This is a genomic window from Nitrospira defluvii, from assembly GCF_905220995.1.
Lineage (GTDB): Bacteria > Nitrospirota > Nitrospiria > Nitrospirales > Nitrospiraceae > Nitrospira_A > Nitrospira_A defluvii_C.
In genome coordinates this window covers 176722-193231 of sequence record NZ_CAJNBJ010000018.1, presented here as the reverse complement: position 1 = coordinate 193231, position 16510 = coordinate 176722, and the positions used below count along the sequence as shown (strand labels likewise).

General features: G+C 60.7%; 18 protein-coding genes and 1 CRISPR repeat array. Of the genes, 13 read left to right on the top strand and 5 right to left on the bottom strand.

Going from position 1 to position 16510, the window contains the following annotated elements; all coding sequences use genetic code 11:
- The first annotated feature begins 2 nt into the window (after positions 1-2).
- The 4 genes from cas5e to cas2e are packed head-to-tail and all read left to right on the top strand — an operon-like array spanning position 3 to position 2585.
- The gene (cas5e, locus tag KJA79_RS19605; RefSeq protein WP_213043784.1) at positions 3-695 is read left to right on the top strand and encodes a type I-E CRISPR-associated protein Cas5/CasD; all 693 of its coding nucleotides are present in this window, start codon (positions 3-5) and stop codon (positions 693-695) included.
- Positions 671-1345 (top strand): type I-E CRISPR-associated protein Cas6/Cse3/CasE, encoded by a 675-nt coding sequence (gene cas6e / locus KJA79_RS19600; RefSeq protein ID WP_213043783.1) that lies wholly within the window; start codon positions 671-673, stop codon positions 1343-1345. The genes cas5e and cas6e overlap by 25 nt, the downstream gene beginning before the upstream one ends.
- Before the next feature lie 24 nt (positions 1346-1369).
- Positions 1370-2290 carry a type I-E CRISPR-associated endonuclease Cas1e gene (cas1e, locus tag KJA79_RS19595; protein WP_213043782.1) on the top strand — a complete coding sequence of 307 codons (921 nt, stop codon included), beginning with the start codon at positions 1370-1372 and terminating at the stop codon, positions 2288-2290.
- Positions 2271-2585, top strand: a complete 315-nt coding sequence (cas2e, locus tag KJA79_RS19590) for a type I-E CRISPR-associated endoribonuclease Cas2e (protein ID WP_213043781.1) — start codon at positions 2271-2273, stop codon at positions 2583-2585. The genes cas1e and cas2e overlap by 20 nt, the downstream gene beginning before the upstream one ends.
- 78 nt (positions 2586-2663) lie before the next feature.
- Positions 2664-6725: direct repeats of the CRISPR family, unit length 29 nt; unit sequence GTGTTCCCCGCGCGAGTGGGGATGAACCG.
- Positions 6726-6933: 208 nt separating this feature from the next.
- Here the strand turns inward: cas2e and KJA79_RS19585 are convergent.
- The 4 genes from KJA79_RS19585 to KJA79_RS19570 form a co-directional block, all read right to left on the bottom strand.
- Positions 6934-7128: a type II toxin-antitoxin system HicB family antitoxin gene (locus KJA79_RS19585; RefSeq protein ID WP_213043780.1), complete on the bottom strand. Its 195-nt coding sequence runs from the start codon at positions 7126-7128 to the stop codon at positions 6934-6936.
- Between the two features lie 154 nt (positions 7129-7282).
- Positions 7283-7627, bottom strand: coding sequence for a type II toxin-antitoxin system PemK/MazF family toxin (locus KJA79_RS19580; RefSeq protein WP_213043779.1), 345 nt, complete (start codon positions 7625-7627; stop codon positions 7283-7285).
- A complete protein-coding gene (locus tag KJA79_RS19575; RefSeq protein WP_213043778.1) occupies positions 7620-7856 on the bottom strand; it encodes a hypothetical protein in 237 nt (78 codons plus the stop codon). The genes KJA79_RS19580 and KJA79_RS19575 overlap by 8 nt, the downstream gene beginning before the upstream one ends.
- Positions 7857-8039: 183 nt before the next feature.
- Positions 8040-8189, bottom strand: coding sequence for a hypothetical protein (locus tag KJA79_RS19570; RefSeq protein ID WP_213043777.1), 150 nt, complete (start codon positions 8187-8189; stop codon positions 8040-8042).
- 201 nt (positions 8190-8390) lie between these two features.
- Between KJA79_RS19570 and KJA79_RS19565 the strand changes: the two genes are divergently transcribed.
- The gene (locus KJA79_RS19565; RefSeq protein ID WP_213043776.1) at positions 8391-9419 is read left to right on the top strand and encodes a Tim44 domain-containing protein; all 1029 of its coding nucleotides are present in this window, start codon (positions 8391-8393) and stop codon (positions 9417-9419) included.
- Positions 9420-9508: 89 nt separating this feature from the next.
- Here KJA79_RS19565 and KJA79_RS19560 read toward each other — a convergent pair whose 3' ends face one another.
- Positions 9509-9820, bottom strand: coding sequence for a hypothetical protein (locus KJA79_RS19560; protein ID WP_213043775.1), 312 nt, complete (start codon positions 9818-9820; stop codon positions 9509-9511).
- Positions 9821-10031: 211 nt separating this feature from the next.
- On the opposite strand from KJA79_RS19560, the gene moaC reads away from it, so the two are divergent.
- From moaC to KJA79_RS19520, 8 genes are all read left to right on the top strand, one after another.
- On the top strand, positions 10032-10532 hold the full coding sequence (gene moaC, locus KJA79_RS19555) for a cyclic pyranopterin monophosphate synthase MoaC (protein ID WP_213043774.1): 501 nt from the start codon (positions 10032-10034) through the stop codon (positions 10530-10532).
- A gap of 39 nt (positions 10533-10571) precedes the next feature.
- On the top strand, positions 10572-10832 hold the full coding sequence (locus tag KJA79_RS19550; protein ID WP_213043773.1) for a MoaD/ThiS family protein: 261 nt from the start codon (positions 10572-10574) through the stop codon (positions 10830-10832).
- Positions 10833-10844: 12 nt separating this feature from the next.
- On the top strand, positions 10845-11318 hold the full coding sequence (locus KJA79_RS19545; RefSeq protein WP_213043772.1) for a molybdenum cofactor biosynthesis protein MoaE: 474 nt from the start codon (positions 10845-10847) through the stop codon (positions 11316-11318).
- A 49-nt stretch (positions 11319-11367) separates the two neighbouring features.
- Positions 11368-12432, top strand: a complete 1065-nt coding sequence (moaA, locus tag KJA79_RS19540; protein WP_213043771.1) for a GTP 3',8-cyclase MoaA — start codon at positions 11368-11370, stop codon at positions 12430-12432.
- 59 nt (positions 12433-12491) lie between these two features.
- A complete protein-coding gene (locus KJA79_RS19535) occupies positions 12492-13199 on the top strand; it encodes a HoxN/HupN/NixA family nickel/cobalt transporter (RefSeq protein WP_213043770.1) in 708 nt (235 codons plus the stop codon).
- A gap of 210 nt (positions 13200-13409) precedes the next feature.
- Positions 13410-14198 (top strand): 3',5'-cyclic-nucleotide phosphodiesterase, encoded by a 789-nt coding sequence (locus KJA79_RS19530; protein WP_213043769.1) that lies wholly within the window; start codon positions 13410-13412, stop codon positions 14196-14198.
- A 9-nt stretch (positions 14199-14207) separates the two neighbouring features.
- Positions 14208-15044, top strand: coding sequence for an acetyl-CoA carboxylase, carboxyltransferase subunit beta (gene accD, locus KJA79_RS19525; RefSeq protein WP_213043768.1), 837 nt, complete (start codon positions 14208-14210; stop codon positions 15042-15044).
- A 170-nt stretch (positions 15045-15214) separates the two neighbouring features.
- The gene (locus KJA79_RS19520) at positions 15215-16510 is read left to right on the top strand and encodes a bifunctional folylpolyglutamate synthase/dihydrofolate synthase (protein ID WP_213043767.1); all 1296 of its coding nucleotides are present in this window, start codon (positions 15215-15217) and stop codon (positions 16508-16510) included.

Genomic DNA, 16510 nt, shown 5'->3' with positions numbered 1-16510 from the left:
TCATGCCCACTCTGTTGCTACGGCTTGTCGGTCCCATGCAGTCATGGGGTACAACCAGTCGTTTTGACCAACGCGATACGGGGAAGGAGCCCAGCAAGTCCGGTGTCGTTGGTCTACTGGCCGCTGCATTGGGGATCGATCGTGAGAATTGGATTGATCTGGAGCCTCTCACGCATTTGACCTTGGGTGTTCGCCATGATAGGCCGGGCATGCCAAAGCGGGATTACCAGACTGCCCAGCACATCATTTCAGCTGACAGGTCTAAGATTCATGAAACGGCTGTAACGACACGAGACTATCTGGCGGACGCAGCTTTTTTAGTCGGAGTGGGAGCTGAGAACGTTGCGTTGCTGGGAAGCCTCCATGCTGCGCTGCGTAATCCTGTCTGGCCTCTGGCTCTTGGCCGGAAATCCTATGTGCCATCCGAAGCTATTTGGATGGCGGACGCAATGCAGGATATGCCGTTGCGCGAAGCATTGGCTCGGTATCCCTGGATTGCCACACGCCGGAAATGGGAAGCGCTACCTGAGCAGCTTCTGATGTCTCTGGAGTCAGAGGATGGTTCGGGCGTGCTTCGAATGGATCAACCATTGTCCTCGTTTGCCGAGCGGCGCTTTGGCGCGCGGTTTGTCCGCTCGGAGTGGATTCCCTTTCCTCAGGGGGGTGGCCCATGTTTCTCCATAGAATCTATCTAGACCCACGTTGCCGTGAAGCCCGCCGCGACTTGGCCGATCCGTATCAACTGCATTCCACGCTCTGCCGCGCGTTTAGCCGGCCAGAGCACAAATGTCCTGAAGGCGAAGTGTTGTGGCGACTTGAGCCGGAAGTTGGGTCGGACGGGTATCCACGGTTGCTTGTGCAAAGCCGCACGGCCCCAGACTGGGATGGCATTGGCGTGAGGGGATGGCTTGCACAGGCGGATGCTCCTATTGATCTGCAGAACCGATTGAAGCTTGATGCGCTCAGACCTGGCCAGCGGTATCGGTTTCGGCTCAGAGCCAACCCCTGTGTGAGTCGCAATGGGAAGCGGCTAGGCTTGCTCCAACTCGTCGAACAGGAGCAGTGGATTCAGCGAAAAGGGCAGGCACACGGATTTGTGCTTCCTCAGCTTCCCTCGTTTGTTGGATCAGAACAGCAAGAGCCGCGCCTCGATGTGGCAGTCTCGCAAGAGCGGATGCTAAGCGGTATGCAACATCATGGAAATAGGATTCGGATTTTTTCGGTGTTGTACGACGGCTTGCTGACGGTGATCGATCCGGACGCATTTGTGAAGGTGCTGCATACGGGTATCGGGCATGGCAAAGCATTGGGACTTGGGCTTCTATCGGTGGCGCCGATAGCATGAGGAAAATGGGATTGGAGCCGTCGCATGGCTGACATTCTGCCGCCGTTGAAACCGATCCCGATTAAAGAGCGTTTGTCCGTGCTCTACATCGAGTACGGCCATCTTGATGTCTTGGATGGGGCGTTTGTCGTCGTCGACAAGAACGGAGTGCGCACACACATTCCCGTCGGCGGGGTGGTGTGCTTGATGCTGGAACCGGGCACGCGGGTCTCTCACGCCGCCTGTGCGCTGGCGGCTCGCGTCGGAACATTGTTGGTATGGATCGGGGAGGCGGGGGTGCGGCTGTATTCGGCAGGCCAGCCCGGCGGTGCGCGGGCAGATCGTCTGCTGTATCAGGCGAAGCTTGCCCTCGACGATGAATTGCGGCTGAAAGTTGTGCGTAAAATGTACGCGCTGCGATTTGGCGAGGAGCCACCCCAACGCCGCTCGGTTGAGCAGTTGCGAGGGATCGAGGGGGCTCGTGTTCGGGAGATGTACAAGCGCGTGGCGGCGCAAGCCGGCGTGCAATGGAAGGCTCGGAACTATGATGTCGAAGATTGGGATCAGGGCGATATCGCAAACCGTTGCCTCTCGGCCGCAACCGCGTGTTTGTACGGCGTCACAGAAGCGGCGGTATTGGCAGCAGGGTATGCTCCAGCAATCGGGTTTATTCACACCGGCAAACCGCTCTCGTTCGTCTATGATGTGGCGGACATCTACAAGTTTGAGACGGTCGTGCCCTTGGCATTCCGGATCGCGGCGAAAAATCCCCCGAATGCTGAACAGCAGGTGCGCTTGGCCTGTCGAGATAGATTCCGTGAAACCAAGTTGTTAGAGCGCATCATCCCGGGCATTGAGGAGATGCTGGCTGCGGGAGAAATTCCTCGCCCTACGCCGTTCGAAGAGCAAGTGCTTCCGGCTATTCCGAATCAGGACAACATCGGCGATGCTGGTCATCGTACTTGAGAATGCGCCGCCGCGGTTGCGCGGGCGACTGGCAGTCTGGCTCTTGGAAATCCGGGCAGGGGTGTACGTCGGTAACTATTCGGTTAAGGTGCGGGAGCATGTGTGGAGCCAAGTCGAAGCCGGAATTGGAGAAGGCAATGCTGTCATGGCCTGGCGTAGCAATAACGAAGCGGGATTTGATTTTGTGACGCTTGGCACGAATCGTCGAATTCCAGTGGAGCTGGACGGCGCAAAACTTGTTAGTTTCCTGCCTGAAAGTGGAAGCGCGCCGGAGTCCTCGCAGCCCTCTTCGTAAGATCTCCAGGTTGTGAATGTGGTCGGTAGATTTTAGGGACGTGAAATTGTCCTGGTGCATCAATATTTTGTAGGAAGTGTGTTCCCCGCGCGAGTGGGGATGAACCGATGATGATACGGATCTGGATTTCAAAATCACAGTGTTCCCCGCGCGAGTGGGGATGAACCGGGGCTGGATCTTCGTGGGGAGATTTCCCTACTGGTGTTCCCCGCGCGAGTGGGGATGAACCGGCCTTGACCTATACCTTTTCATATACGCCGCCGTGTTCCCCGCGCGAGTGGGGATGAACCGCATGAGGCGATCCGGTGGCAATCTGGCTATATGTGTTCCCCGCGCGAGTGGGGATGAACCGGCATTTACCGGATCAATGATGAAGGCAACGCCGTGTTCCCCGCGCGAGTGGGGATGAACCGATACCACCACGCATCTCGGCATCTATCACAACGTGTTCCCCGCGCGAGTGGGGATGAACCGCCGTTTGTTTTCTTTCCTGAGTGCGTCCGACTGTGTTCCCCGCGCGAGTGGGGATGAACCGGTGCCAGCCGGGAAGCAAAGCATGTCGCCGAGGTGTTCCCCGCGCGAGTGGGGATGAACCGCCGCCAGAAAAGAATCCCACGATGAAGCAGACGTGTTCCCCGCGCGAGTGGGGATGAACCGTTGCAGGCCCCCGGAATGTTAGGCCACGCAGAGTGTTCCCCGCGCGAGTGGGGATGAACCGACCGCCGTGGAACTGCCACGTGAGCCGTTATCGTGTTCCCCGCGCGAGTGGGGATGAACCGGGCATCCACTCCGGCGCCATGCTGCCATCCGGCGTGTTCCCCGCGCGAGTGGGGATGAACCGCCATCGACTACTTCTCGTCCATCTTCCGTCAAGTGTTCCCCGCGCGAGTGGGGATGAACCGATACCGGTTGAGTCGCTGGCAATGGTGACGCGGTGTTCCCCGCGCGAGTGGGGATGAACCGTCCTGGTCGTCCACAATCCTCAACATAATGTCGTGTTCCCCGCGCGAGTGGGGATGAACCGGTGGCTTCGAACTCGGCACGCCGGGTGATGGAGTGTTCCCCGCGCGAGTGGGGATGAACCGGCACGTATGGCAGTGGGCACTCCGGCGCCATCGTGTTCCCCGCGCGAGTGGGGATGAACCGGAGAGACCCTATGTTGTTAGAGCGATTACTGAGTGTTCCCCGCGCGAGTGGGGATGAACCGTCTCACGATTTTGAGGTGTTTTGGGGGGATACGTGTTCCCCGCGCGAGTGGGGATGAACCGCCCTTCCTTGCCAAAGATGGGGCGTTTATCTAGTGTTCCCCGCGCGAGTGGGGATGAACCGCCCCTCATGTTGCTGCGTTTTACGTGGAGCACGTGTTCCCCGCGCGAGTGGGGATGAACCGTATGCGGATGATCAATCGGTGTTTGGTTTAGGGTGTTCCCCGCGCGAGTGGGGATGAACCGACCCCATGGTGACCAGCACGCTCGTAGCCAACGTGTTCCCCGCGCGAGTGGGGATGAACCGGATCGCAGCCTGGAGCCAACGCTTGTGAAACAGTGTTCCCCGCGCGAGTGGGGATGAACCGATTTCCCCCATCGCTTCAGCGGAATAGCCCGCGTGTTCCCCGCGCGAGTGGGGATGAACCGGTTGGCGCACGGTACGTATTAAAAATGGCCGCGTGTTCCCCGCGCGAGTGGGGATGAACCGGCCACGGTCACTTCGGTTTTAATCAACCCACCGTGTTCCCCGCGCGAGTGGGGATGAACCGGCGGTTGGCTGGGGTAGTGATGGCGCGATCCGGTGTTCCCCGCGCGAGTGGGGATGAACCGTCCTTGATGAGCGAGTCGGAGATCGATTTATCCGTGTTCCCCGCGCGAGTGGGGATGAACCGCGATGGATCAGTTCGAGAAGCGGCCAGCCAACGTGTTCCCCGCGCGAGTGGGGATGAACCGCGGCTTCATTTTCCATGGCGCCTCACTCATGCGTGTTCCCCGCGCGAGTGGGGATGAACCGACCGACCTGCTCCCCACAGGCTTTGAGGTAGAGTGTTCCCCGCGCGAGTGGGGATGAACCGTCATGTTCTAGTTCAATGGCTTCCTGTGAGTAGTGTTCCCCGCGCGAGTGGGGATGAACCGCCCACCTTCATTGACTGGAAGGTCAAGAACAAGTGTTCCCCGCGCGAGTGGGGATGAACCGTTGTTCTCCGCTTTCCCGTTAGTCGTGTCCACGTGTTCCCCGCGCGAGTGGGGATGAACCGCGCACGACGACCACCGCACGGCGCTCGCCGATGTGTTCCCCGCGCGAGTGGGGATGAACCGTTGGTGAGTTGATCGATCAGCTGAAATATGATGTGTTCCCCGCGCGAGTGGGGATGAACCGGCGGCCTACAACTACCTAGCCGCCCACCCTGGGTGTTCCCCGCGCGAGTGGGGATGAACCGACAACTATCAGGGCATCCGCACCGGCCAGCGCGTGTTCCCCGCGCGAGTGGGGATGAACCGCTGCAACGCGCTTCTGGCCCTCTTCTGGCTCGGTGTTCCCCGCGCGAGTGGGGATGAACCGTGGACCTCCTCTGGAATCACGATCCGGTGGAAAGTGTTCCCCGCGCGAGTGGGGATGAACCGGGCTGTGGGCTTATGATCGACCCACGCCACCCGTGTTCCCCGCGCGAGTGGGGATGAACCGCGCACCGCCTTGATACGCCGACCGCGCGACGCGTGTTCCCCGCGCGAGTGGGGATGAACCGCCAGCGGGATTATGGGACCGTCCGGCGTGTTGCGTGTTCCCCGCGCGAGTGGGGATGAACCGGAGAATCGCCAGCTGATGTGCCTGCTCGACCAGTGTTCCCCGCGCGAGTGGGGATGAACCGAGGTACTGCTCGGGCTCGATGACGCCACGCTCGTGTTCCCCGCGCGAGTGGGGATGAACCGTCATCAACCTGAAATCGTAACCGAGGCACAGCGTGTTCCCCGCGCGAGTGGGGATGAACCGCCGCAAATCGTCGGCCATGCCGCCGTGTTCAAGTGTTCCCCGCGCGAGTGGGGATGAACCAGGTACATACACGGTGAGGTCAGGATTGAAGGCGTGTTCCCCGCGCGAGTGGGGATGAACCGGAGGTCACCCGAACCGATGCGATGGTGAAGGTGTGTTCCCCGCGCGAGTGGGGATGAACCGTCGCCATTCTTTCTTGCCTATCGTCATGGGTGCGTGTTCCCCGCGCGAGTGGGGATGAACCGATCCCCCCGCAGCTGTGTGATAGCCTGGTCGAGTGTTCCCCGCGCGAGTGGGGATGAACCGTCCCGACCGCCCCATGCGACAGCGCCGGAGCGGTGTTCCCCGCGCGAGTGGGGATGAACCGACTCATGGGCACAGGACCCCGAGACGGGAGAGCGTGTTCCCCGCGCGAGTGGGGATGAACCGCCGATCAGCGGCGCCGTCACCATCTCGGTGATGTGTTCCCCGCGCGAGTGGGGATGAACCGAGGGGTGGGCCGCTGTAGACGTTCCATTTCATGTGTTCCCCGCGCGAGTGGGGATGAACCGTATACCTCGGAGTGTAAAGAACGTCTACAGAAGTGTTCCCCGCGCGAGTGGGGATGAACCGAGGCGATGCGCGAGTTCAAGCCAGGTCTTGCCGTGTTCCCCGCGCGAGTGGGGATGAACCGGAGCAGCTCGACCTGCAGCGCGAGCGGTTGGAGTGTTCCCCGCGCGAGTGGGGATGAACCGATTCGTCATACATTATCAATGAACTGTATGCCGTGTTCCCCGCGCGAGTGGGGATGAACCGGTGACGTCATGTGTCACGCCGACTAGATCCCCGTGTTCCCCGCGCGAGTGGGGATGAACCGTCGACGATCTGGCGGTGCTTGGGATTCATGGCGTGTTCCCCGCGCGAGTGGGGATGAACCGGTGATATTGCGATTCCCGAGAATATTGCCCTTGTGTTCCCCGCGCGAGTGGGGATGAACCGTTGACCGTGTTCGCGCCAGTCGTCGCGATCGCGTGTTCCCCGCGCGAGTGGGGATGAACCGGACCTGCAAATCGTTTCGCCTGAGTGGATCACGTGTTCCCCGCGCGAGTGGGGATGAACCGCTCAACGAGCCGATTACTGAGGCTGAGGCGATGTGTTCCCCGCGCGAGTGGGGATGATCCGGAGACATTGGCTGATGATCTTAGAACCGCATTCTCGGATTTTGGGAGGCGAAACGCTTACTCCGGAATGGCTTAGCGAGGTCGCATCCAGCCTCGCTAGTGATAAGTAGCGTGCACATGGTCTTATGCTGCACCCAAGGAGTTCTAAAGGCGGCCGGACCAGCGTAGGTTGGTGTCAACCAAACCGGCCGAAGGCCAGCGAGGGGCTTCTACAGAGGGGATCTCAATTTCTTGAGGAGTGTTAGATCTTCGATGCTTGCGAGGTAGGTGCTGATCGCATCCTTGATATTCTCCAAGGCCTCCGCTTCGGTCTCGCCTTGTGAGACACATCCTTTTAAGGTTGAACAGGACACGACATATCCTCCTGCCTCGGGATCTGGTTCGATGACGATCGGATAGTCCATGCGGCCCTCCCTGATTCGGACAGTGCCGGTCATCATAACAGACTGCCTGATCCATGCAGGCGTTGATGGTACTGTGCCGGCCGCAATCACTTCATGCCTGTCGATGGCGACGTGAAGTGAAGAGGACGATTGATGGCGGAACGTGAGCATCCCCTCAGTGCAGTTCCAACACTTCCTCAATGGCGCGGGCGACGGTACGAAGTTGAGCGGCCGTGAGGCGGGTCAGCGGGCCTTCGATCAATCGCTGGTTGTCGATGGCTCGGAGCTGGTCCAAGAGCAGATCCGAATCTTTCCGCAGTTTGCCTTGGGCTTGGACGCGGAGTCGAAGCGGCTCCGCGTCATCGATGAGTTGAGTGGTGAGAGGAATAATCAGCGTGGAAGGGTGCCCGGCGTCAATCAACGCTTGAGCTTGGACGATGAGCACGGACCTGGTCTTTCCGGGCTCCGTCCCACGTCGGGGATTCAGGTCGGCGAGCCATATCGCGCCCCGCTTACGCATGCGGGTCGGTTTCTATGGCGTCGAACTCCGCATTGACACGCAGGCTTTCGCCGCGCACCTTGCGCGAGGCTTGGGTGAGACGATCCGCTCGCAAGTGCCGTTCAGTTTCACAGTTCATGCGTTCCAGGGATTGCCGGATGTAGGCCGCCCTCGATAGGCGAAGCGACCGGGCATAGCGTGCGCTGTTCTTGAGCAGGTCGTCCGGCAATGTCACGGTAATGGTGCTCATCGATACCTCCCGATGCTATCGGATCGTACGATCGAAGAGCACTGTAATCGACTATGCAAGAAGCGGCAAGTCATACCGCTACACGGGAAAAGCAACCACAAAGTAGCTGGAGAATCAATTTGACCATAAGGTCGTCCTTTGCCAATTGAGATTTCAGAGCTCTTCGACGATAGCTCCCATCCCTCACGGCTCCGCTTCTTCAATGGCCTCGATTGAGTCCTTGAGCGCCGCCACGAACGCGTCCGGGGCGGCGAGTGCCTGTTCGGTCAGCTGAAATTCCGACACCAGTACTCCATCCTTATCAACGACGATCAAGCGATAGCCTTGTTTCACGGCGATGCCTTTCTCTCCGAAGTTCGTGTCAGGCTCGGATGCCCTTGACTGTGTCCCATGCTGTCAGGCTAGTGTACATGACGCAAGCCGTCCTGTGCTCGTCGTATCGGGGCGGCCGGTGATTCAGAAGTGGTGGGCCATTTCTGGTACGATGGTGACACGTGTCGAGTGACTCGATCGTGAGGAGAAAGGATGCATAGCGTGAATACAACGAAGCTTATGGCCGCCTGTCTGGTGTGTGCCCTGGTCGGTGTGCCGACCTTGTCCTTTGCGAAGGCGCGTGGTGGATCGGGGGGTGGGTTCTCCAGCGGATCGCGCGGCGGCAGTTCGTCGGGCAGCATGGGCAGCCGCGGATCGCGGACCTATCAGGACAACGGGGCCAAGCCGATCGAGCAATCGACGACGGCGCGGCCTTCCGCTACTCCTCCACCTTCCGCGGTCGGGAGTGCTTCGAGCACGTCGAGACCCGCGCCTGCGGCGCAGCCGTCCTGGATTCAACGCAATCCGTTGCTCGCCGGGATCGCCGGTGGTCTCGCGGGTACCTGGCTGGGGCACATGATTTTTGGGGCGACCGACACGAGTGCGCGCACAACTGAAGGGGCTGAAGGTGAACAGGCTGCCGCCGGAGGCGGTTCCAACGGCATGTTGTTGCTGCTGATGCTGATGGGTGGCGGCGCGCTCTGGTGGTATATGCGGTCGCGGCGCACGCCGGCGCCGAATTTTTCCGGGCTGGCTCGAACCAGTGCCGCGAGCGGCTCGCTCCTGGCTGAGTCGTCGCGCGCAGGATTCGGGACGGCGGCCGTGGAAGACGAGGAGATCACGTCGTCGGACAAGGCGGCCTTTCAGCAGGCGCTGACCGATATTCAATCCGCCTGGAGTCGTCAGGACCTGTCGGGCCTGCGCCGACTGGTGACGCCGGAAATGCTGGAGTATTTCAGCACCGGACTGGCCGAACAGGCCAGCGAGGGTGTGGCCAATCGTGTGGAAGATGTGGAGTTGGGACGGGCGGAAGTGCTGGAGTCCTGGAATGAAGGGGCGACGCGCTACGCCACCGTCAGCCTATCGTGGACTGCCCGTGACTACTCTGTCTCCCTGACGAAGCAACCGGGCGAGGCCGGTTACGTCGTGGAGGGGGATGCCGAGCGGTCGGTCAAAACGACCGAGGTCTGGACCTTCATGCGGTTCGGGAAGGGAACGTGGCTGCTGTCCGCGATTCAGCAGGCGGCCTAACAAGCTGCGCGCGGGGCGGGCCTGAGATCAAGGAATGCGGGGGCAGTCACATGAGTGGCTGCCCCCGTGGTCTTTCTGGAGCACCCGGTCTATCGCGGCTTCGCGGCAGGTCGCGCCGGATCACTCGGCGTGCTGTCGAGCGATAGAAACGTCTGCGCCTGTGAGATGGCCTCCATTAAGGCATGCCGTTCGCGGTCCGTCTCCTGCGTCGGAGGCAGGCTGTGCGCAAACTGTTCTGCTGCATCCACCAACGCCTCCAGTGCCGCTTCAATTCCAGTCGAGGCCTGTGCAGGGACGGCGGCGGCCATACGCGCCAGGGCCCGTTTCCGTCTCGGCCCGACATAGATCTGTGGGGCGGTGGGATTATCCTTTTCCAGTTCCGGTCGTCTCGATGTCGACATGCGTTGTGCGCTCCCTCAATCCAGGTATCTGTGTCGTCCCACTCTACTCGATCTTGGACGGCATTTGCACCGGAGCCGTGTCGTTGGCGGATGACTGATCGTGAGTCGATGGTTGCCGGGTGTGGCTTGGGCGTGTGGCTTGACTCCCATTTTGACCGGCTCCTATAATTCGGCGGTTTTCGAACGACAACCAACTGATTTGGCACAGAGAATGGCCGAGTTTACCCATTTCAACGAGTCGGGGCGGGCGCGGATGGTCGATGTTGGAGCGAAGGCTTCCACGGAGCGGCTTGCGACCGCACAAGCCATCGTCTTTCTTCAACCGGAAACCCTTGAAAAAATTCAGCAGGGCAAGATCGCCAAGGGCGATGTGCTCTCTGTCGCCCAGGTGGCGGGTGTCATGGGGGCCAAGAAGACTCCGGATTTGATTCCCATGTGCCATCCCATTTTGCTGACCAGCGTGGACATCTCCTTTCACGAGATCACCCAGCCGGACCATCAGGGGTGCTGCTCCATTATTATTACCGCGACGGCCAAGACGACTGGCCCGACCGGCGTGGAGATGGAAGCGATGACGGCGGCCTCGGTCGCCGCGTTAACGATTTATGACATGTGCAAGGCGGTGGACCGGGGCATGAGCTTCGGCGACATCTGCCTGTTGACGAAATCGGGCGGGAAATCCGGCACCTATCAGCGCCCGGTTCCCGTGTGAGCAGAGTTGGTCCGTTGCCTGCGATGATGGAGCGGTAAGATGGTGACGGTGCGGCTCTTCGGCATGACGAAAATGTTGGCCGGCAATCAGGGTACACTTTCTCTGGCGCTGCCCGAAGGCAGGCGGGTGAAGGACCTGGTGGCGGTCATCGACGCGGCCTACCCGAAGATCGGCGAATTGCTGCAGAAAAAGAAGGTGCTCGTGTCGATCAATCAGGATATCGCGCACGAAGACCTTGAAGTGCAGGACGGTGATGAGATCGCCTTGTTGCCGCCCTTCGCCGGCGGCGGCGGTCATTGATAGGAGCATCTCATGAGTCTTGAACAGGTCACCAAAGCCGACCAGCCCGCCACCGACGATGAAGCCATGTTGGTCCGGGTGCAGCGAGAGGATTTCTCGATCGACGAGGAACTCCGTCGCGTGCGCGCGCGGTCTAAGCGCATCGGCGGCATTGCCATCTTCCTCGGAACGGCCCGGGACCGGTCCAAGGGCAAGGATGTCGACGGCATCACCTTCGAACATTACGAGGGGATGGCGCAGAAAAAACTGCGGGAGATCCGCGAGCGCGCGCTGAAAGACTTCGGCGTGATCGAATTGCTGATCCTGCACCGGTACGGCGAGATCGGCATCGGCGACAACATTGTATTGATCATTGCCGGCGCCGAACATCGAGCGGAGGCCTTTCAGGCCTGTAAGTGGGCCATCGACGAACTGAAGCAAATTACGCCGATTTGGAAACTCGAGCACACCCCCGAAGGAGAGGTGTGGGTCGAGGAGCACCCGTAGCCCTCCCACGGCATGCAGTGAGAGGAGAGGCCCGCGCCTTCGAGTCTCGATGGACCAGAGCACGCTCGACACACCAATTCCTCCTATTTACGACCGCTTGGGGCGTCCGCTCCGCAGCCTGCGGCTCTCCGTCACGGACCGCTGTAATCTTCGGTGCAAATATTGTATGCCCGAGGATGACTATGCGTGGTTGCCGCGCGACACCATTCTCACGTTTGAGGAGATGGCCGAACTGACGGCGGTCTTTACCGAACTAGGGGTCGACAAAGTACGACTGACCGGCGGCGAGCCGTTACTGCGGCGTGATCTGCCGCGGTTTGTCCGGCAACTGTCCGAGAATCGGCGCATCACCGAAATCGCCCTCACCAGTAACGGCGTGCTCATGGCGGACCAGGCCGCCGACCTGTCGTTTGCCGGGTTGAACCGTGTCACGATCAGCTTGGATACGCTGCGGGCGGACCGGTTCCGTACGTTGACCAAGCGGGATCTGCATCATCAGGTCTTCGACGGGATCAAGGCCGTCATTCAGGCCGGGTTTCCCTCGCTGAAATTCGACACGGTCATCATCAAGGGGTACAACGACGATGAACTGATCGATCTCCTTGAATACGGCAAGACAGTGGGCGGCGAGGTGCGGTTCATTGAATATATGGATGTCGGCGGGGCCACGGATTGGTCCATGAGCCAGGTGCTCTCGCGGGCGGAAATGTTGGAACGCATCGGCCGCCACTATGGCGGGGTCACACCGGTCGTGGAAAACAGTGTGGCGCCGGCCGAGCGGTTCCTGTTACCGGACGGCACCCTGTTCGGCATCATTCCTTCAACCACGACGCCGTTCTGCCGTTCCTGCGATCGCAGCCGACTGACGGCCGACGGCATGTGGTATCTCTGCCTGTATGCCAAAGACGGCCTCGATCTCCGCGCGCCGCTCCGTCAGGGGCGCAGCCGTGAGGAACTGAAGACCTTGATCACCGCCGCCTGGGAAGGGCGGGCAGATCGTGGCGCTGAAGATCGCAAGGCTCTCGAAGCCGTGGGGCGGCGTGAACAGCACCTCATCGAGATCAACCGGCTCCGTGAAGATCCCCACCTGGAAATGCACGCGCGCGGGGGATGACTACCGGTTCGTGCTGTTCCCGTTGACGGATCGGTCGATACCCTCCTTCGGAGCCGTGGATGTTTGATCCCCACACCCTGACCATCTTGAGCCTTGGATTCGCGCTGGGGCTTCGCCATGCCTTGGATGCGGACCATCTCGCTGCGCTTTCCACGGTCCTGGCGGAGCGGCCGACCGTGCAAGCCTCCACCGCCATCGGATTGTTTTGGGGACTCGGACACACCGTGATGCTGCTCTGTGTGGGGACGGTCCTCTTGGCCTTGAACCTCACGATCCCTGAATCGGTGGCCAGTGTCTTTGAGTTTGCTGTCGGCGTCATGTTGGTCGTGCTCGGCTTGTCGTTGGCCCGCCGCATCTACAGAGAGCAATGGCACCTGCATCTCCACGAACATGACGGACGCGCGCACGTGCATTTGCATAGCCACCGCCTGCAGGTGGATCATGTGCATGGACATTGGTATCAGGGGTCGTTGCGGCCGCTCTTGATCGGCATGGCCCACGGACTGGCTGGTTCCGCAGCGCTGATGTTGATCGTGCTTTCGACGGTGACCGGGATCGGTCAAGGCATCGGGTATATCGTGGTGTTCGGCGTCGGTTCGATTTTGGGGATGGTCGGGGTCGGCGCGGTCCTGAGTCTGCCGGTGATCTATTCCGTGACAGTTGGGCCTCGCGCCTATTGGATCGTGCAGGGCCTCGCCTGCGTGGCCAGCATCGGGCTGGGTGTGCTGATGATGGTTCGAATCGGCCTCGGGAGCGGCTGGTCGTAGCATCGACAGACGGTCTTCCACAGCGCCTCGCATTCGAGCTCCGGCCTGTGCAGAGTTCGTTGGGCAAGCCGCACGGCCCTCTCCTCGACCGTGCAAATCTGTGTGCGCCTTTGTCTGAGGTATGCTATTCTGCCGCGCAGTGCGGAGCATCCATCCATCAGCCTCTGAGCAGTCGCCGGGATCCGGCTGCCGAGCCGGAAGGCCACGGCCATGAATCTCCGGGTGTTGGGCTGTCACGGGTCCGGTCAGCTCGTCGCCGGCGAGCGCGGTCCGGTGCAATGCGGCACCTGCGGCTTTCTGCTCAATGATCGGCTGGTCGTGGATGCCGGTACGATCGGATCACGGCTGTACCTCGATGAGCAGCGGCGTATTCGGGTGGTCCTGCTGACGCACCTGCATTTTGATCATATTCGTGAGTTGCCGACGCTGGCCGACAATCTGGTCGGAGAAATCGATGAGCCGGTGGTCATCGCGGCTATTCCCGAAGTGTTGGATGGACTGCGCCGACACATTTTCAACGGAGCGGTCTACCCCGATTTCTTCCGGTTGCCCGATCCCGCCAAGCCGGTCTTCGTGTCGTGTGAACTGCGCCCCGGACGGGAGACCGAGTTGTGCGGGCTGGGCGTGACGCCGATTCGCGTGAATCACGTGGTGCCGACCGTCGGGTTTCTGCTCCGCGACGGAGATCGCACCGTGCTCTACAGCGGCGATACCTATCACACCGAGGAGCTCTGGCAGGTCGCCAAGGGGGTGCCCGGCTTGAAGGCGGCGTTTATTGAGAGTTCGTTTCCCGACGAGATGAGTGAATTGGCGAAAGTGGCGAAGCATCTGACGCCGGCGCTGCTGGCTGAGGAGTTCGCCAAGATGGCGAGGCCGGAAGTGCCGGTCTTCGCGTATCATCTCAAACCGCGATTTCGCGAACGGATCCGGCAGGAGCTCGGTCAGCTGGGCATTCAACGGTTGACCGCGCTTGAAGAGGGCCAAACCCTTGTACTATAGGTGAGCAGGATGGCGTGGTTTAAAAAAGGCAAAACCGAGGAGGCAGAGCCCCCCAAACGCTCCAAAGTGGCGGAGGGAATGTGGCTGAAGTGTAATCACTGCCGGGAGATCGTGTATCGCAAAGAGGTAGACCGCAACAACAAGGTCTGCCCGAAGTGCGACTATCATTTTCCCATCTCGGTCATCGAACGCATCAACTTGTTGGTCGATCTGGGCACGTTCAAGGAGTGGGACCCCGAGCTGGAGCCGCAAGACCCCCTGCAGTTCCAAGACACGCGGACCTATAAGGACCGGATCAAGGCGCAGCAGGAGAAGACCGGCCGCAAAGACGCCATGGTCATCGGCCAGGGGGCGATCAATGGGCGCAAGGTGGCGCTCTGTGTCTTCGATTTCGGGTTCATGGGCGGGAGCATGGGGTCGGTTGTCGGTGAAAAAATCTGCCGTGCGGTCGATCGAGCCTTGGAAGGGCGCATGCCGTTGATTCTGGTGACGGCCTCCGGCGGCGCACGTATGCAGGAGGGGATCCTCTCGCTCATGCAAATGGCGAAAACGTCCGCGGCGGTCGCAAAATTGGGCGAAGCCAAGTTGCCGTTCATCTCGATACTGGCCGATCCGACGTTCGGCGGGGTGACGGCGAGTATCGCCATGCTGGGTGATGTCATCATCGCCGAACCGAAAGCGTTGATCGGCTTCGCCGGTCCGCGCGTGATCGAGCAAACGATCAAACAGCAATTGCCGGATCAGTTTCAACGGGCTGAATTCCTGCTCGATCATGGCATGATCGACATGATCGTCGAGCGCAAGCAACTGAAGGAAGCGGTGAGTACGCTGGTCGGTCATTTCTAGCAGGATGTGGAAAAAGTCCGCCGCCGGCGTTCTCGCTCTGCGCGGTGGCTCGACGTACCAGCAACGTACGCCTCGCCTCCGTGCTCGCTGCGGCCTTGCCGGACGAACTTTTTGCGCATCCTATTGGAAGCTCCGATTCCATCATGCTATGTGAGTGTCTCGTGACCACGATGACGTATCCCGCCACAGTGCAGTTCCTCTACAGCCTGCAACAGCACGGCATCAAGCTGGGGTTGGAGACGATCCGTGCGCTGCTCGCCCGAGTAGGCGATCCACACCGCCGCTATCCTGTGCTGCACATCGGCGGGACAAACGGGAAGGGCTCGACGGCGGCGATGGCGGCCTCGATGCTCCACGCCGCCGGCCATCGCGTGGGACTCTATACGTCACCGCATCTGATTGATTTTCGCGAGCGCATCCGCGTCGACGGCGTCATGATCCCGGAAGCGCGCGTGAGTGAATTAGTGGAGTCCCTGCGCGCGGCGGCGACTCCCGATTTGGCGCCGACCTTTTTCGAATTCACGACCGCGCTTGCCTTCCAGCATTTTGCGGAGTGCCGGGTGGATGTGGCGGTTCTCGAGGTGGGCTTGGGCGGGCGGTTCGATGCCACCAATGTGGTGACGCCGCTGGCGTCAGCCATTACGACCATCGGGTTGGATCATGAGGCGTACCTGGGTTCGACGATCGAGGCGATCGCGTTTGAAAAGGCCGGGATCATCAAGCCGGGAGTGCCGGTGGTGCTTGGCCGGATGGACGCATCGGCCCGCCGGGTGATGGAGGAGCGTGCCTCGGCGGAGGCCGCGCCTGTGTATCTCCTGGATCGGGACTTTCGCTCCGAGGGTGAATCAACGGCGGATTGCGGCTATGCCGGAATGCGGCGACGCTACACACGGTTAACGTGTCCATTGCAAGGACGGTTTCAACTCGACAACCTGGCCTGTGCGCTTGCCCTGATCGAGCTGGCGCATGAGACGGGGGTGACGGTGCCTGAGACGGCGGTCCGTGCGGGGCTACGGCAGGTTGCCTGGGAGGGGCGAGTAGAAGTGATCGGCCAGGACCCGACGGTGATGGTCGATGGCGCGCACAATCCCGCTGCGGCCCGTGTGCTTGCCGACTCTCTCGCCGAGTGGCGGCGTGCCAGACCGGCCGGCCGCATCACGCTCATTGTCGGAATGATGCGGGACAAACATCCGCGAGCATTCCTGGCTCCGCTGCTGCCGATCGTCGATACGTTGATTCTCACCCAGGCCGATCTTCCGCGCGCATCCACCGGTTCAGAACTCCGAGCCCTGTTGGCGGACGTTGCGCCTGCGGCGCAGGTGGTGCCGACGGCCGCGGATGCGATCGCCATGGCCACACGCTCGGCTGCCTCGTCCGATCTGATTTGTGTCACGGGTTCCTTGATGCTGGTCGGCGAGATCAAGGCCCTTTTTCGAGGGTGTTCCCTCTCACCTCTTCGTGGTTGA

Bases quoted from the DNA above. Each gene is read 5' to 3' on its own strand.
- cas5e (WP_213043784.1), top strand. From the start codon at position 3: ATGCCCACTCTGTTGCTACGGCTTGTCGGTCCCATGCAGTCATGGGGT.
- cas6e (WP_213043783.1), top strand. From the start codon at position 671: ATGTTTCTCCATAGAATCTATCTAGACCCACGTTGCCGTGAAGCCCGC.
- cas1e (WP_213043782.1), top strand. From the start codon at position 1,370: ATGGCTGACATTCTGCCGCCGTTGAAACCGATCCCGATTAAAGAGCGT.
- cas2e (WP_213043781.1), top strand. From the start codon at position 2,271: ATGCTGGTCATCGTACTTGAGAATGCGCCGCCGCGGTTGCGCGGGCGA.
- KJA79_RS19585 (WP_213043780.1), bottom strand. From the start codon at position 7,128: ATGGACTATCCGATCGTCATCGAACCAGATCCCGAGGCAGGAGGATAT.
- KJA79_RS19580 (WP_213043779.1), bottom strand. From the start codon at position 7,627: ATGCGTAAGCGGGGCGCGATATGGCTCGCCGACCTGAATCCCCGACGT.
- KJA79_RS19575 (WP_213043778.1), bottom strand. From the start codon at position 7,856: ATGAGCACCATTACCGTGACATTGCCGGACGACCTGCTCAAGAACAGC.
- KJA79_RS19560 (WP_213043775.1), bottom strand. From the start codon at position 9,820: ATGTCGACATCGAGACGACCGGAACTGGAAAAGGATAATCCCACCGCC.
- moaC (WP_213043774.1), top strand. From the start codon at position 10,032: ATGGCCGAGTTTACCCATTTCAACGAGTCGGGGCGGGCGCGGATGGTC.
- KJA79_RS19550 (WP_213043773.1), top strand. From the start codon at position 10,572: ATGGTGACGGTGCGGCTCTTCGGCATGACGAAAATGTTGGCCGGCAAT.
- KJA79_RS19545 (WP_213043772.1), top strand. From the start codon at position 10,845: ATGAGTCTTGAACAGGTCACCAAAGCCGACCAGCCCGCCACCGACGAT.
- moaA (WP_213043771.1), top strand. From the start codon at position 11,368: ATGGACCAGAGCACGCTCGACACACCAATTCCTCCTATTTACGACCGC.
- KJA79_RS19535 (WP_213043770.1), top strand. From the start codon at position 12,492: ATGTTTGATCCCCACACCCTGACCATCTTGAGCCTTGGATTCGCGCTG.
- KJA79_RS19530 (WP_213043769.1), top strand. From the start codon at position 13,410: ATGAATCTCCGGGTGTTGGGCTGTCACGGGTCCGGTCAGCTCGTCGCC.
- accD (WP_213043768.1), top strand. From the start codon at position 14,208: ATGGCGTGGTTTAAAAAAGGCAAAACCGAGGAGGCAGAGCCCCCCAAA.
- KJA79_RS19520 (WP_213043767.1), top strand. From the start codon at position 15,215: ATGACGTATCCCGCCACAGTGCAGTTCCTCTACAGCCTGCAACAGCAC.